This window comes from Clostridium ljungdahlii DSM 13528 (genome assembly GCF_000143685.1).
Classification (GTDB): Bacteria; Bacillota; Clostridia; order Clostridiales; family Clostridiaceae; genus Clostridium_B; species Clostridium_B ljungdahlii.
Window position 1 is genome coordinate 236060 of the sequence record NC_014328.1, and the last position, 16227, is coordinate 252286.

Here is a 16227-nt window from a genome sequence, read left to right on the forward strand (position 1 = left end):
TTGAATGCAAATATAACTTGTATAGTTATAATAGGAAGCATAGTGTCACTTGTAGGAACAATGATAGGAGCTTCACTTGGCGTAATAGTGAGAGAACCCTCTAATAAGCTGCTAGGTGCTATAATAGGATTTGCAGGTGGAATTATGCTGTCTGTAGTAGTATTTGACTTAATTCCTGAATCTATGAATAAATGGAACTTTGTTTTTACTATAATATTTGTAGTTTTAGGAGCTGGTCTTATTGCCATAATTGATTCTAAGGTAGACATAGGAAGTACTAACAAACATCTAAAAATTGCATTTATGGCTTCTTTGGGACTTATGATTCACAATTTTCCAGAAGGTATAATAATGGGATGTGGGTTTGCAGCAGGAGGAACTCTTGGAATAAAGATGAGCCTCATAATTGCAATTCATGATATACCAGAGGGAATTGCTGTGTCAGCACCACTTATGGCATCTAAGGTAAAAATTTCAAGGATACTTTTATATGCTTTCATTACAGCTTTTCCGACTGCCATAGGCACTTTTGCAGGTGTTTACATAGCTAATATTTCTAAAAATGTATTGGGAGCGTGTTTATCTGCTGCATCTGGAATAATGCTGTATGTGGTATGCGGAGAGATGATACCAGAATCCTCAAAACTATGGGATGGTATTACAAGTACACTTGGAACTTTATGTGGAATTGTTTTAGGACTTGTAATAGTACAGGCATTTTAGATTTATATAATTTAAAATATGAAGTATTGTTTTTAGGTATTTGAAAGAAATAACAGTCAAAGATGCGACGGATATTTTTTGAAAATGCCTTAATGTAAAGGTGGAATGTTAGATGAACACAAAAGTGAAAATCGTAGATAAAGAAAACTTAGATATGGGTATTGTTGAAGAAGCAGGAAAAGTCATAAAAGAAGGTGGACTTGTGGCTTTTCCTACTGAAACTGTATATGGACTTGGAGCGAATGCTCTCAATCCTGATGCAGTAAAAAAAATATTTGAAGCTAAGGGAAGACCACAGGATAATCCTTTGATTGTACATATATCTGATATAGAAGATATAAAAGAGCTGGTAGTTGATGTCCCTAAAATAGCTAAGAAACTTATGAAGAAATTCTGGCCAGGTCCCATGACTATAATTCTTCCTAAATCACAAGTTATACCAGATATCACCAGTGCATCTCTTCCAAGCATAGGAATTAGAATGCCATCTAATATAATAGCTAGGGAGCTAATAAGAACATCAAAAGTTCCAATTGCTGCACCTTCTGCAAATATATCTGGAAGACCTAGTCCTACGGATGTAGAAAGATGTATAGAAGATTTAAATGGAAAAGTTGATTTTATATTAGGTGGGGATATGTGTGAAGTTGGAGTAGAATCAACAATAATAGATTGTACAGTAAATCCTGCTTGTGTACTTAGGCCAGGAGGAATAACTCTAGAGGCATTAAAAGAGATAGATGATAGTATATATATTGATCCTGCAGTAATGAAAAAGCCAGATAAAAATTTAAGACCTAAGGCTCCAGGAATGAAGTATAGACACTATGCTCCAAAGGCACCCCTAAAAATAGTTAAGGGAGATTTAAAAAAAACTATTGAAAAAATTAACGAAATGGTGCAAAATTATATAGGTGAAAATAAAGTGGTAGGTATACTTGCTACAGATGAAACAAAAGATTTTTATAAAAATGGATTAGTAATATCACTGGGAAGTAGAAATAATATGATTAGTATATCTAAAAATTTATTTGAGACATTAAGAAGTTTTGATGACAAGAATGTAGATATTATAATAGCTGAAGCTTTTGATGAGAATGGAATAGGGACAGCTGTGATGAATAGATTAAATAAATCTGCTGGATTTGATATTATAATGGTGTAATTTTTAAAATGTGAAAATTTAAACGCAGGATTTTTAGGAGGCTTTTTAATCTATGAAAAATATATTATTTGTTTGTACAGGTAATACCTGTAGAAGTTGTATGGCAGAGGCAATATTTAATTATTTGTGTGATATAGAACATATAAAAGCTATTTCAGCAGGAGTTGCAGTAGTAGAGGACAGTGTAACTTCTAAAAATTCTGCAGCGGTAGTCAAACAAAATATTAACATAGATATAAGCAGCAGGAAGGCCGTTCAGATAAATGAAGATATGATAAGAAAATCAATGCTTGTTTTAACTATGACAGGTTATATAAGAGATATCATAAAGAAGAATTTTCCTGAATTTAAGAATAAGGTATATACTTTAAATGAATTTGTTTCTTTAGAGCAGGATATAACAGATCCTTTTGGAAAAGATATAGAAGAGTACAGATATACTTATAAACAATTAAAAAATGGTATTTTATTATTAATTAACAAATTAAAGGGAGATAGAGACATTAATTAGATGTTAGTATCTTCTTTTTTTGCGGAATTGCCTTTGAAAAATTGATTTAACTTAATAATATATGCTTTAAATAAAATATTATAACTTTGGAGGTATTTTTTATGAAAGTTGCTTTAGGCAGTGACCATGCTGGATTCCCTTTAAAAAAAGAAGTGATGGAACATTTACAGGATAAGAATATAGAATTCAAAGATTTTGGAACTTTTTCAGAATCCTCCTGTGATTATCCTGATTATGCATTAAAAGTTGGAGAAGAGGTTGCAAGCAAGAATTATGACTTTGGGATACTTATATGTGGAACAGGTATTGGTATAAGTATAGCTGCAAACAAGGTACCTGGTGTAAGGGCCGCACTTTGTAGTGATACTTTTAGTGCCCATGCGTGTAGAGAACATAATAATGCTAATATACTAACTATGGGACAGAGAGTTGTGGGGATAGGACTTGCTATTGATATAGTTGATACTTTTCTATCTGCTAAATTTCAAGGAGACAGACACCAAAGAAGGATAGATAAAATTACAGAAATAGAGAAAAAGTATAGCAAATAAATGAATATTATATAATTAAAATTGATATTAGGCATTTTCAAAGAAATAACTAGTCAGTATGCTAGTATCTTTGACTTGTTATTTTCTTTCAAATGCCTTATGAAATGAAAAATAGGAGGAATATATATGAGTAAAGTAACACAAATAACACATCCACTTATACTGCATAAATTAGCTTTAATAAGGGATAAGCATACAGGATCTAAGGATTTTAGAGAACTTGTAGAAGAGGTAGCCATGCTTATGGCATATGAAGTTACAAGAAATCTTCAAACAGAGGATGTAGAAATAGAGACACCTATATGTAAAACAACTTGTAAAATGCTTTCAGGTAAAAAAGTTGCTATAATACCTATACTAAGAGCAGGTCTTGGAATGGTAGGAGGAATGATAAAACTTATTCCTGCAGCAAAAGTAGGACATATAGGATTATATAGAGATGAGGCTACATTAAAGCCAGTAGAATATTTCTGTAAGTTACCACAGGATATAGGAGAAAGAGAAGTAATTGTTACAGATCCAATGCTTGCTACAGGAGGATCCGCATCCGATGCCATAACTATATTGAAGAAAAAAGGTGCTAAGAATATAAGACTTATGTGTTTGATAGCTGCACCAGAGGGAATAAAAACAGTAACAGAAACGCATCCAGATGTAGATGTATACATAGCGTCAATTGATGAAAAATTAAATGAAAATGGATATATAGTACCAGGACTTGGAGATGCTGGAGACAGGTTATACGGAACAAAATAATACCACTAAATGTAGTAGTGAGTTCACTTATAATTTAAGTGAACTCTTTACTTTAGAATTAAAACCTTTGTGGATTGTTTTAAAACTTTGATTAATAGTTTATAATATAGGTTGTAATAATTATATATCAAGGAGATACTTATTATGAGAAAAGATTGGGATAATTATTTTATAGACATCGCATTTAAAGTTGCAGAAAGAAGTACATGTCCTAGGCTGCATGTAGGGGCGGTCCTTGTTAAAAACAGAAGGATAAAGGGAACTGGATATAATGGAAGTCCCAGGGGCTTAGAGCATTGTGAAGATGTAGGGTGTTACATGAAGAATAATCATTGTGTAAGGACAATTCATGCAGAAGTAAACTGTCTACTAGAGGTAGCTCCTGATGATAGAGAAAGTTCAACGTTATATGTTACCCATATGCCTTGTCCTGAATGTCAAAAATTAATAATTACCTGTGGAATTAAAAGAGTTGTATATTGTGAGGAGTATACTCCAGAAATTAATTGGTTTGAAAAAACATCGGGAATTGAATTGATATGCATAAAGAGATGAGAATAACAGAATATGTAGAAAACATAAGATGTGATTAAGGAAGGTTATTATGAATAATTTGTATTTATTTGCAATAGTTTCGATAATGTTTTCAGTTATACTTACACCCTTCATTAAAAAGCTTGCCGTTAAACTAGATATTATGGATGTGCCTAAGGATAATAGAAGAATACATAATAAGCCTATACCACTTATAGGTGGATTGGCCATATACTTTTCGTTTATAATTACTCTATTTTTGAAAACGGGTAAACTTACAGAATCTGAAACGGGACTTATATTAGGAGCTACTATTATAGTAATAGGAGGGCTTTTAGATGATAAGTTTGATATAAAGCCTTGGTGTAAACTATTGTTTCAATTAGCAGCAGCAGGGGTTTTGATAATTTATGGGATAAAAATAGAAATAATTACAAATCCGTTTGATGGAGCATACCAGTTTATAAATATAGGAGTAATATCCATTCCTCTAACTATAATATGGGTAATTGGAATTACTAATGCACTCAATTTAATTGATGGTCTAGATGGGTTGGCAGCAGGTATTGCATTTATATCTTCTATAACTATTTTTATTATAGCATTGTTGAATAATAGATATGAGGCAGCGGTGCTTACTAGTATATTATCTGGAGCTATACTTGGATTTTTACCTTACAATTTTAATCCAGCATCTATATTTATGGGAGATACTGGGGCACAGTTGCTTGGCTTTTTACTTGCAGCCATATCCATGGAGGGTGCAATAAAATCTGCTGCAGCTTTTTCTGTAGCTGTACCTATTTTAGCACTTGGAATACCAATATATGATACTTTATTTGCAATGATAAGAAGAAAAATAAATGGAAGACCTATTATGCAAGCAGATAGAGGACATTTGCATCATAGACTTCTTGATATGGGGCTTACACAAAAACAGGTTGTTATGATAATGTATAGTATAAGTGCAGTGTTGGGAAGTATTTCTATAATAGCCATGGAGATAAATGCACAAAGATCATACTTCCTTCTAATAATAGTTATGGTTATTTTGGTTCTTATGGCCTGGAAGGCTGGATTTTTTAAACATAGAGAGTAAAAAAGGAGGTTTTTAATATGAACAAAATTAAATGTGTTACTATATTTGGCACAAGACCAGAAGCAATAAAAATGGCTCCTTTAGTTAAGGAACTTGAGAAGAGAAAAGAAATAGATAATAAAATATGTGTTACTGCTCAACATAGGGAGATGCTTGATCAGGTTTTACAGCTTTTTAATATTGTTCCCGATTTTGATTTAAATATAATGAAAACTAAACAGACATTGACAGGTATAACTAATAGAGTACTTCAGGGACTTGAGGAAATATTTGAAGATGAAAAACCTGATTTAGTACTTGTTCATGGAGATACGACTACTACTTTTGCAGGAGCATTAGCTGCTTTCTATAAAAAAATAAAGGTTGGGCATGTAGAAGCAGGACTTAGAACTTACGATAAGTATTTCCCATTTCCAGAAGAAATGAATAGAAAGCTTACAGGTGCTATAGCTGACCTTCATTTTGCACCAACCACTGGATCAAAGTCCAATTTGTTAAAAGAAGGTGTGTCTGAAAATCAAATATTTGTAACTGGAAATACAGTAATTGATGCTATGAGGTTTACAGTAGAGAAGGATTATAAATTTAGTAATGATGAATTAAATACCATAAATTATGATAATAAAAAAGTTATAATGGTAACTGCTCATAGACGAGAAAATTGGGGAAAGGGTATCGAGAATATTTGTAATGCATTAAAAAGGATTATAGATGAAAATAAAGATACAGAAATTGTTTATCTGGTACACTTGAATCCTGTAGTAAAGGATATGGTATATAAAATACTTGGAAATGTTTCTAGAGTTCATTTGTTGCCTCCACTAGATACTAAGGAAACACACAATTTAATGAATAAATGTTTTATGGTTATGACTGATTCTGGTGGACTTCAGGAGGAAGCACCCCATCTTGGAAAGCCTGTATTGGTGCTTAGAAATGTGACTGAAAGACCAGAGGCTGTAGAGGCAGGCACAGTAAGACTCGTGGGAACGGATGAAGAAAAAATAATAAAGTTAGCAAATGAGCTTATAAGAAATCCTAAGGAATATGATGTAATGAGTAAAGCTATAAATCCTTATGGAGATGGCAAGGCAGCTTATAGAATAACAGAAGCTATTTTACAATATTTTGATTTAGCAAAAGGTACATATAGTGAGTTTAAATCAAATTAAAAAGTTATAATTTTCAATTTTCATTCTTTTTAAAGGAGATTAGCATACATTTTATCATAATTATACAGACAATATAGTAATATATGATGTTAAAATATCAATATATGGTTAAAAATCTGTATATTTTTTCCCATTTTAATTATTTGTACTATAATATTACACTGAGTGTATTGTATATTTAAAAAATATTTGGTACAATTAGTTAGTTAAATAAATTCTAAATTGTAAATTATCAGAATCCTTATTAAGGAAATACATAGATTTAAGGAGAAATCATAAAAAGGTGTAATATAAACTGGCTAAAATTGAGCAAAAATTGAGCAATTAAGACTTTTTGATTGTATCTTTTTATATATTTAAGGTATATAATCTTATTTATATTGGGGGAACTTGATGAATAAACATATTCTAGACATGGTAAAGAAAGTATCTGTAATTAATTTATTATTTGGCATGATTTTGGCCTGTTTAGTACAGCTTTTTTTTAAAAGTTATGGATTATTTATATTATTAGGTGTTTCCATAGCAATATTTAATTTTTTTATAAATACCATTGTAGGTGCCCTCATATCAGAAAGATTTAGAAATTCATCAGCATCTTTGTATATAATAAGTTTTATTATACGAGTTGTAATGGCAGCAGGAATAGGATATTGGGTATTTATATGCAGTAAATACAATGTAGTTGCTTATTTAATTGGCTATACATCCCATTTATTAGGGATATATATATATTCACTTATTGAAAATAATTAACAATAAATTTAGGAAAGGATGTGATGAAGTGGAGGCTTTTTCACCATTGTTTTTAATACATCTGGGAGCATTTCAAATTCCAATAACTTCCAGTGTCATTGTACAATGGGCCATTATTATAATTTTAGCTATATTGGCAAAATTTTTTACATCTAGTATGAAAAAAATACCGGATAAAAAACAAAGTGTTATTGAAATTATTGTTGAAGCAGTAAGAAATTTAGTTACTGAAAACATGGGAAAAGAGTATGTATCATTTATACCATATGTAGGAACGCTTGCCATATACATTTTAGTAATGAACATTGCTCCAGTGATGATAGGAGTAAGGGCACCAACGGAAGATCTAAGTGTTGCAGTTGGATTGGCATTAATAACTTTTGTATTAGTCCAATTTAATTCAATTAAAAAAAATGGTTTAGTGCGTTATTTTGGAGCATATACTAAGCCAGTAGTACCGCTATTGCCAATTAATATTATAGAAAGGCTAGTTCTTCCAGTTTCCCTAAGTCTACGACTTTTTGGTAATTTGACAGCAGGAGCTGTAATTATCGGTATGGTATATAAAGGATTAGGTAGTATGGCATGGTTTTCTCAATTGTTAATACCAATTCCTTTACACGCTTTCTTTGATTTATTTGATGGTTCAATCCAAATGATAGTATTTGTTATGTTAACAATAATGAATATAAAAGTTATAGCTGAAGACTAATAATAGTTACTTTTTAATACTTATTTAAGGAGGTTTTTTATTATGAATTTAGATGCACATTCATTTATATCAGGTATGGCAGCAATAGGTGCAGGTTTAGCTGCTATAGGATGTTTAGGAGGAGGTATTGGAGTTGGAAATGCTGCTGGTAAGGCAGTTGAAGGAGTATCAAGACAGCCAGAAGCAAGTGGTAAAATACTAAGTACATTCTTTGTAAGTGCAGCTTTATCAGAGGTAACAGCTATTTACTCTCTATTAATAGCTCTTATTTTAGTATTTAAAGTTTGATCTAATGTATACCTCACTAATTTACATATACATTTAGAGGGGAGGATTGGAATTTAATATGCAAATTGATTGGACTACAGTCGTTATAACAATAATAAATTTTATCATATTGTATTTCATTCTGAAGCATTTCTTTTTTAAACCTGTCAATAACACTATTACAAATAGGCAGCAAGAGATTGACAATAAAATAAGAACTGCTGATGAAAATGAAAAGAAGTCTAAACAATTAGTAACTCAACATCAAGAGTTGTTAAAGAATTCAAAACAAGAAGGAAAAGCTATTGTTGAAGACTATAAAAATAAAGCCGATAAAGTTTCCGAAAACATAGTAAATGATGCCCAGAAAGAAGCTCAACTAATATTAGATAGGGCAAAAGTTGAAGCTGAAAGAGAAAGAGAAAAAGCAAAAGACGATATAAAAAATCAAGTGGTAGATTTAGCACTTTTAGTATCATCAAAAGCTTTAGAGGGATCTATTAATGAGCAGCAGCATAGGAAACTTATTGAGGACTTTATAGCTAAGGTAGGTATTTAACTATGCATGAGTATTTAGATAGAAGATATGCCCTTGCACTCTATAAAATTGGAGAAGAAAAAGGAAAAGTTAAAGAATACCTAGAAGAATTAAGGCAGGTTGTAGCCGCTATAAAAGGTAATTCTAAATTTTTGGAAATCATGGAACATCCAGAAGTAAGTACATCAGAGAAGAAAAAAATGTTTACTGAAATCTTTAAAGATAAGGTGAATGAAGACATACTTTCATTCTTATTAGTTCTTATAGAGAAAGATAGAATTAATGAAATTGATGGAAAACTTAGGGAAATGGAAAATATATATCTTGAGAGTAATAATACTGTTAAGGCAAAAGTAAAAACAGTTATTGCTTTGAATGATGATGAGAGAAACACTTTAATTGAAAAGCTAGAAAAGAAATTTAATAAGAAAGTTTTGATTGAAGAAGAAATAGATCCTAGTATAATAGGTGGGGTTTATGTTGAGGTAAATAATGAAGTTATTGATGGTAGTATAAGGTCAAAACTTTCTGAAATGAAAAAAATAATGCTTAAGGGAGAACAGAGGTGAGCCTATGAACATAAAACCTGAAGAAATAACTTCAATTATAAAAGATGAAATACAGAAATATGAAAAGAAAATAGAAACAGTTGATTCAGGTACAATAATTCAAATCGGTGATGGTATTGCTAGAGTTTATGGCCTTAATCAATGTATGGCAAATGAACTCTTAGAGTTTCCAAATGATGTTTATGGTATGGCTTTAAACCTTGAACAGGATAATGTAGGTTGTGTTCTTTTGGGTTCCCAGAAGGGAATAAAAGAAGGAGATACAGTTAAAAGAACAGGTAGAGTTGTAGAAGTACCAGTAGGTGAAGCTATTGTTGGAAGAGTTGTAAATTCACTTGGACAGCCTATTGATGGGAAAGGTCCTATAAAGACATCAGAAACTAGGCCTGTAGATCTTGTAGCTCCAGGAGTTATAACAAGACAGTCAGTTAAAGAACCACTGCAAACCGGGTTAAAGGCTATAGATTCAATGATACCAATTGGAAAAGGACAAAGGGAATTAATAATAGGAGACAGGCAAACAGGTAAGACTGCTATTGCCATGGATACTATAATAAATCAAAAAGGAAAAGATGTAATATGCATATATGTAGCTATAGGTCAGAAGCAGTCTACTGTAGCTCATATAGTAAATGACTTAACAGAAGCAGGTGCTATGGACTATAGCATAATAGTATCTGCATCAGCATCTGAGTCAGCACCACTTCAGTATATTGCTCCTTATGCAGGATGTTCCATGGGTGAATATTTTATGAATAAGGGAAAAGATGTACTTATAGTGTATGATGATTTATCTAAGCATGCGGTTGCCTATAGAGAAATGTCATTATTACTCCGTAGACCACCAGGAAGAGAAGCATATCCTGGAGATGTATTCTATCTGCATTCAAGATTACTTGAAAGAGCAGCAAAGCTTTCTGATAAGTTAGGTGGAGGCTCACTTACAGCACTTCCTATAATAGAAACTATGGCAGGAGATGTTACTGCATATATACCAACAAATGTTATTTCTATAACAGATGGTCAGATATTCCTTGAATCAGAGCTTTTCTATGCGGGTCAAAGACCAGCTATAAATGCAGGTATATCCGTATCCAGAGTTGGTGGTAATGCACAAATTAAAGCAATGAAGCAGGTAGCAGGTACTCTTAGATTGGATTTAGCACAGTATAGAGAACTTGCATCATTTGCTCAATTTGGATCAGACCTTGATAAAGAATCTATGAAAAGGCTTGAAAAAGGTAAGAGATTAACAGAAATATTAAAACAACCTCAATACAAACCAATGCCTGTAGAAAATCAGGTAATGATACTGTTTGCAGCTGGTAGAGAGTATATAATGGATGTACCGGTTGAAAAAGTTGTAGAATTTGAAGGAGAATTCCTTGATTATATGAGTACTCATCATAAAGAAATAGGTGATGAAATAAAAAATAAAAAAATTATATCCGATGAATTAAGTGATAAACTTGGAAATGCTATAGAGGAATTCAAAAAAATATTTTTAGCAGAGGCATAGTTTCTTCTGCGGGAGGTGAAATATGGCAGGGGCAGGACTTGTTACAATAAAAAGAAGAATTAGATCAATAACCAGTACTCAAAAAATAACAAATGCCATGGGACTCATTGCCACCTCTAAACTTAGAAAAGTTAGAAAAAAGCTTGAGGCAAATAATAAATATTGTGAACTATTTAGTTCCCTTATGAATGAATTTGTTTTAGGAGCAGAGGGAAGAAATATTTATATACATGGTAATAAAAGCAATAAGAAACTCTACATAGCTTTAAATTCAGATACAGGATTATGCGGAGGCTTTAATGGCAGTGTAGTAAATGAAGCAGATGCTGCAATGTCAAAAAATAAAGAAAATTGCCTTTTGATATCTGTGGGACAAAAAGGAAGAACGTATTTTAAAAGGCTTAAGTATAGTACAGAAGCAGAATACGTGGATATTTCAGATGTTCCTACTATAAATGAAGCAGATACCATAGTATATAAGGCTCTAGACCTTTATAGAAGTGGCGAGGTTGGAGAAGTTAATATAGTATATACTAAGTTTATTTCAACAGTTAGACAAAAAGTAGTTGTTGAAAAATTACTTCCATTGGAAGCTGATAAAAAAGAAAAAACAAATTATCTTGTTAAATTTGAACCATCAATAGATGAAATGATGGATGAAGTAGTACTTTTACACTTAAAGCAAAAAGTACTTAACTGTATGATAAATTCAAAAGTAAGTGAACAGGCTTCCAGAATGACAGCAATGGATGGGGCAACTAAAAATGCAAATGATTTACTGGATAAATTGAATCTTAAATACAATAGAGAGAGACAATCTGCTATTACACAGGAAATAACTGAAATAGTTGGAGGAGCAGAAGCTCTTAAGTAAGGAGGGACATTGATGCCAAATATAGGCAAAGTTGTTCAGGTTATAGGACCTGTAGTAGATATAAAGTTTGATACAGAAAACCTTCCTAATATATATAATGCCATAGATATAAAATCAGGTGATAAAAAAATTATTACAGAAGTTGCACAACATTTGGGTGATGATGTAGTAAGAACTATATCCATGGAGAGTACAGATGGATTAATGAGAGGTATGGATGCAGAAGATACAGGATCTCCTATATCTGTACCTGTAGGTGAGCCAGTTTTAGGAAGACTTTTTAATATGCTAGGACAGCCAATTGATGAAAATGGAGAAGTAAAGGCAGAACAATACTATCCTATTCATAGACAGGCGCCAAGTTTTGAAGATCAATCTGTTAAGCCTGAAATGTTTGAAACTGGTATTAAAGTTATAGATCTTCTTGCACCATACCAAAGAGGCGGAAAGATAGGACTGTTTGGTGGAGCTGGTGTTGGTAAAACAGTTCTTATACAGGAACTTATAAATAATATAGCAAAAGAACATGGTGGATTATCAGTATTTACAGGTGTTGGAGAAAGAACAAGAGAAGGAAATGACCTATATTATGAAATGCAGGAATCAGGAGTTATAAAGAAGACTGCTTTGGTATTTGGTCAGATGAATGAGCCACCTGGAGCAAGAATGAGAGTTGCACTTACAGGACTTACTATGGCAGAATATTTTAGAGATAAAGGTCAGGATGTACTTTTATTTATAGATAATATATTCAGATTTACTCAGGCAGGATCTGAAGTTTCAGCGTTACTTGGTAGAATACCTAGTGCCGTTGGTTACCAGCCAACTCTTGCAACTGAAATGGGTGCTCTTCAAGAAAGAATAACATCCACAAAACAGGGGTCTATTACATCTGTTCAGGCAGTATATGTTCCAGCAGATGACTTGACTGACCCGGCACCATCTACAACATTTACGCATCTTGATGCAACTACAGTTCTTTCTAGATCTATATCAGAAATTGGTATATATCCTGCTGTTGATCCACTGGCATCCACTTCAAGAATATTGGATCCAAGGATTGTAGGAGAGGATCATTATAAAGTAGCATCAGATGTTAAACATATACTTGAAAGATACAGTGAACTTCAAGATATTATAGCAATACTTGGTGTAGATGAGCTTTCAGAAGATGATAGATTAGTAGTTATTAGAGCTAGAAGAATTCAAAGATTTTTATCACAACCATTTTCTGTTGCAGAACAATTTACAGGATATCAGGGTAAATATGTTCAAATAAAGGAAACTATAAGAGGTTTTAAAGAAATTCTTGAAGGTAAATATGATGATTTGCCAGAAACTGCTTTCTTATTTAAAGGAAGTATAGATGAAGTGGTTGAAGCAGCTAAAAATATGGGAAAAAATTAAAGTGATTTATTAAGCAAAATTGGTTTGAGAGAATTTTGTTTAATGTAAATTTTAAAGGAGATTAATATGTCAGAAGTTTTAAAATTAACTATCCTTACTCCCGATAGAGAATTCTATGAAGGAGAAGTAGTAGAAGTAATAACGGAAAGTATTCAAGGCGACATAGCAATTCTTCCAGACCATATGCCTTTAGTTACCACTTTAAAACCTGCAAATACCGAAATCGTTCAAAAAGATGGCAAAAAATTAAAGGCATTTACATCAACCGGAGTACTGGAAGTAATAAATAATGAGCTAAAAATTTTATGTGATTCTTGTGAATGGCCAGATGAAATAGACATAGATAGAGCAAAAGCTGCTAAAGAAAGAGCTGAAAAAAGATTAGTTAGTCAGAAAGATGGAGTCGATGTAAAAAGAGCAGAAATGGCATTGGCTAGAGCACTGGCTAGAATTAATCTGAAATAATGGAGCTTTTGATATTGCTGTATTTTAATTGAAGATAAAAAACACTATCTAAAAATCATTAATACAATGATTTTGGATAGTGTTTTTTTTGTATCTAAAAATATTCACATTTTGTTATTTAGAATTATATACTAATATAGGTCCCTCCTATGGAATCTTTATTTTTTGAAATACTAATGTCAGTTCTCTAGTATAAAAAAAGACTATCAGATAAAATTTAGCAACTTAAACTAAGTAGAAATCTATTGAATATTAAAAGGAAAAGTTGTCCATAATTTTTAAAGAGAAATAGAAGGGGGTGAAAATGTTCTGTTTAATTTTGTGCAGAACTAAATATATATGAAAAAACTAAAAATGTTAAGCTGTTTATTGGTTCTTGTATTTTCTTTTCAATATTATGTTTGTGCTTCAGGAGATAATTTGGGTGTAAGATCTACATTATTCCAAAAATCCGTTTCTAATCTAAAGGAAACAGATATATTTAAAAACATATTAGAAAAGACTAACAGTACCCCGGTGGAGTGTGGAATTATGGCTACTTTTAATACTTCTAGTGGTAAGGAAAAGGTTGTAGATGAAATATTTAAGGTATTAATGAGATATAGTGAGTGTAACAAAAAAGTGTGGAGAAATAATAAAATTTATTGTATAGAATTTAATGGATATTATGCAGAGGGCTATGTAGAAGGTGTAGAAAATGAAAATTATAATATCATTACAGTTAACATTACAAGAAAATCCAGTCAGTACAAATTACAGGATTTGAAAAGTATGGTAGATAGATCTCTAGGTGATAGAAAAGAAAAGTGTAAGTATTTTGAATATGTAAAGGCAAAAACTCAGAAACAAGACGTAAGTAGTGTAAATAGTGAAGTTAAAAACATTTTAAAATGCTATGGTACATCTGACATTAAAACTATAGCTTTAGAGGAAGGATACAGTTCTACTGCTTATACACATAAGTATGAGCCAATACAAAGTGGCACAGGTTTAATAGATTTTAACTATGCTGTTGTAAAATATGATACAGGCACTTATATAATTATGGGAACTCCAGAAATAATGGTTACATATTAGGAATCATATAATATGGATGTTTTTGTTAAATGTAACTTATAAGGCGGTACAAAAATTAAGTAACATATTAGCAATTATAGAATGGAGGAACATTATGAGTAAAATAGTAGTTAAGGGAGGAAATAAACTGCATGGGGAAGTAAATATCAGTACTGCTAAAAATTCTGTATTGCCTATTATAGCAGCTTGTATTTTAAGCGGAGATAAATGTGTAATAGAAAAAGTACCAATGCTTGAAGATGTTTTTGTAATAAGTGACATATTGAGGAGTATATCTGCAGATATAAATATAGACAAAGATACAAATAAAGTAATAATAGATTCATCTAATATAAAAGATTGTAACCCATGCAGCGAATTGGTAAAAAAAATGAGGGCGTCATTTTTAATAATGGGTCCCATGATAGCTAGGTTTGGAAAGTTCAGATTATGTCTTCCAGGTGGATGCAATATTGGAACTAGACCTATAGATCTTCACTTGAAGGGATTAAGTGCTCTTGGAGCAGAGGTGAATGTAGGGCATGGATATGTAGAAGCAAGTGCTAAGAAATTGATAGGGGATAAAATATATCTAGATTTTCCTTCAGTAGGGGCTACAGAAAATATAATGATGGCATCAGTAATGGCAGAAGGAGAAACTATAATAGAGAATGCAGCAGAAGAACCCGAAATAAGGGATCTGGCAAAATTTTTAAATAGCATGGGGGCAAATATTATTGGTGCAGGGTCAGGTACTATTAGAATATTAGGAGTAAAAAGCTTAAAGGGAAGTACTCATAGACCAATATTTGATAGGATAGAATCTGGTACTTTTATGGTGGCAGCTGCTATAACTAGAAGCAAGATTAAAATAAATGGTGCTAATGAAGAATACTTAAAACCTATAATCGCCAAGTTAACTGAAGTTGGAGTTCATATAAGCTCACAAGGAAGTAGCTTGATTGTAGATGGAAGAGATGAATTAAGACCAGTAGATATTAAAACTATGCCTTATCCTGGATTTCCAACTGATATGCAGTCACAGATGACAGGACTTTTATGTACTGTTATGGGTACAAGTATAATAACAGAAACTATTTTTGAAAATAGATTTATGCACGTAGCAGAGATGAAAAGGATGGGAGCAAACATAAAGATAGATGGAAGAAGTGCTGTTATAGAAGGTGTAAAAAAACTTACTGGAGCAGAAGTTAAAGCAACTGACTTAAGAGCAGGTGCAAGCCTTATACTTTGTGGGTTGGCAGCAGAAGGTGAAACAGAAATTGCAGATATATACCATGTAGATAGAGGCTATGTAGATATTGAAAAAAAATTAAAAGCACTAGGAGCTGATATTAAGAGGATAAATGAATAATACTCCTATTATATATATTATTAGACAAAGAAAAGATTAGAACAAAATTTTTTCTTTGTTTTTTTATTGGAATATTTTATAAGATATTGCAATAAAAATATAATATTGTAGTTTAAAATATATATAAGGCATTTTCAAAGAAATGAATTGATATTTTCTTTCAAGGGCCTAACAGGAG

The 16227-nt window shown here is 31.9% G+C and carries 19 protein-coding genes; all 19 read left to right on the forward strand.

Translation table 11 applies throughout. The features are described 5' to 3' along the window. The 19 genes from CLJU_RS01115 (at nt 1) to murA (ending at nt 16049) form a co-directional block, all read left to right on the forward strand. On the forward strand, nt 1-723 hold the full coding sequence (locus CLJU_RS01115) for a ZIP family metal transporter (protein WP_013236918.1): 723 nt from the start codon (nt 1-3) through the stop codon (nt 721-723). A 112-nt stretch (nt 724-835) separates the two neighbouring features. Beyond that, on the forward strand, nt 836-1888 hold the full coding sequence (locus CLJU_RS01120) for an L-threonylcarbamoyladenylate synthase (RefSeq protein ID WP_013236919.1): 1053 nt from the start codon (nt 836-838) through the stop codon (nt 1886-1888). Nucleotides 1889-1940: 52 nt separating this feature from the next. Beyond that, nucleotides 1941-2399 (forward strand): low molecular weight protein arginine phosphatase, encoded by a 459-nt coding sequence (locus CLJU_RS01125; RefSeq protein WP_013236920.1) that lies wholly within the window; start codon nt 1941-1943, stop codon nt 2397-2399. A 101-nt stretch (nt 2400-2500) separates the two neighbouring features. Next, a complete protein-coding gene (rpiB, locus tag CLJU_RS01130; protein ID WP_013236921.1) occupies nt 2501-2950 on the forward strand; it encodes a ribose 5-phosphate isomerase B in 450 nt (149 codons plus the stop codon). Nucleotides 2951-3076: 126 nt separating this feature from the next. After that, the gene (gene upp, locus CLJU_RS01135; protein WP_013236922.1) at nt 3077-3706 is read left to right on the forward strand and encodes a uracil phosphoribosyltransferase; all 630 of its coding nucleotides are present in this window, start codon (nt 3077-3079) and stop codon (nt 3704-3706) included. A gap of 144 nt (nt 3707-3850) precedes the next feature. Continuing rightward, on the forward strand, nt 3851-4261 hold the full coding sequence (locus CLJU_RS01140; protein ID WP_013236923.1) for a deoxycytidylate deaminase: 411 nt from the start codon (nt 3851-3853) through the stop codon (nt 4259-4261). Nucleotides 4262-4310: 49 nt separating this feature from the next. After that, nucleotides 4311-5339, forward strand: a complete 1029-nt coding sequence (locus CLJU_RS01145; RefSeq protein ID WP_013236924.1) for an MraY family glycosyltransferase — start codon at nt 4311-4313, stop codon at nt 5337-5339. Between the two features lie 17 nt (nt 5340-5356). Next, nucleotides 5357-6511, forward strand: coding sequence for a non-hydrolyzing UDP-N-acetylglucosamine 2-epimerase (wecB, locus tag CLJU_RS01150; RefSeq protein WP_013236925.1), 1155 nt, complete (start codon nt 5357-5359; stop codon nt 6509-6511). 393 nt (nt 6512-6904) lie between these two features. Next, nucleotides 6905-7267: an ATP synthase subunit I gene (locus CLJU_RS01155; RefSeq protein WP_023162551.1), complete on the forward strand. Its 363-nt coding sequence runs from the start codon at nt 6905-6907 to the stop codon at nt 7265-7267. Nucleotides 7268-7295: 28 nt separating this feature from the next. Next, nucleotides 7296-7979: a F0F1 ATP synthase subunit A gene (locus tag CLJU_RS01160; protein ID WP_023162552.1), complete on the forward strand. Its 684-nt coding sequence runs from the start codon at nt 7296-7298 to the stop codon at nt 7977-7979. Nucleotides 7980-8021: 42 nt separating this feature from the next. Further along, entirely contained in the window at nt 8022-8267 is a 246-nt protein-coding gene (atpE, locus tag CLJU_RS01165) for an ATP synthase F0 subunit C (RefSeq protein ID WP_013236928.1), read from the forward strand. A gap of 58 nt (nt 8268-8325) precedes the next feature. Then, nucleotides 8326-8805 (forward strand): F0F1 ATP synthase subunit B, encoded by a 480-nt coding sequence (locus CLJU_RS01170; protein ID WP_013236929.1) that lies wholly within the window; start codon nt 8326-8328, stop codon nt 8803-8805. A 2-nt stretch (nt 8806-8807) separates the two neighbouring features. Then, nucleotides 8808-9353 (forward strand): F0F1 ATP synthase subunit delta, encoded by a 546-nt coding sequence (locus CLJU_RS01175; protein ID WP_013236930.1) that lies wholly within the window; start codon nt 8808-8810, stop codon nt 9351-9353. Nucleotides 9354-9357: 4 nt separating this feature from the next. Continuing rightward, nucleotides 9358-10872 carry a F0F1 ATP synthase subunit alpha gene (atpA, locus tag CLJU_RS01180; protein ID WP_013236931.1) on the forward strand — a complete coding sequence of 505 codons (1515 nt, stop codon included), beginning with the start codon at nt 9358-9360 and terminating at the stop codon, nt 10870-10872. A 22-nt stretch (nt 10873-10894) separates the two neighbouring features. Continuing rightward, entirely contained in the window at nt 10895-11746 is an 852-nt protein-coding gene (atpG, locus tag CLJU_RS01185) for an ATP synthase F1 subunit gamma (RefSeq protein ID WP_013236932.1), read from the forward strand. 12 nt (nt 11747-11758) lie between these two features. Then, nucleotides 11759-13153: a F0F1 ATP synthase subunit beta gene (atpD, locus tag CLJU_RS01190; protein WP_013236933.1), complete on the forward strand. Its 1395-nt coding sequence runs from the start codon at nt 11759-11761 to the stop codon at nt 13151-13153. Between the two features lie 66 nt (nt 13154-13219). Further along, complete coding sequence (locus tag CLJU_RS01195; protein WP_013236934.1) at nt 13220-13618, forward strand: F0F1 ATP synthase subunit epsilon; 399 nt, start codon at nt 13220-13222, stop codon at nt 13616-13618. A 339-nt stretch (nt 13619-13957) separates the two neighbouring features. Continuing rightward, complete coding sequence (locus CLJU_RS01200) at nt 13958-14695, forward strand: YwmB family TATA-box binding protein (protein ID WP_013236935.1); 738 nt, start codon at nt 13958-13960, stop codon at nt 14693-14695. A gap of 94 nt (nt 14696-14789) precedes the next feature. After that, on the forward strand, nt 14790-16049 hold the full coding sequence (gene murA, locus CLJU_RS01205; protein WP_013236936.1) for a UDP-N-acetylglucosamine 1-carboxyvinyltransferase: 1260 nt from the start codon (nt 14790-14792) through the stop codon (nt 16047-16049). Nucleotides 16050-16227 lie beyond the last annotated feature (178 nt).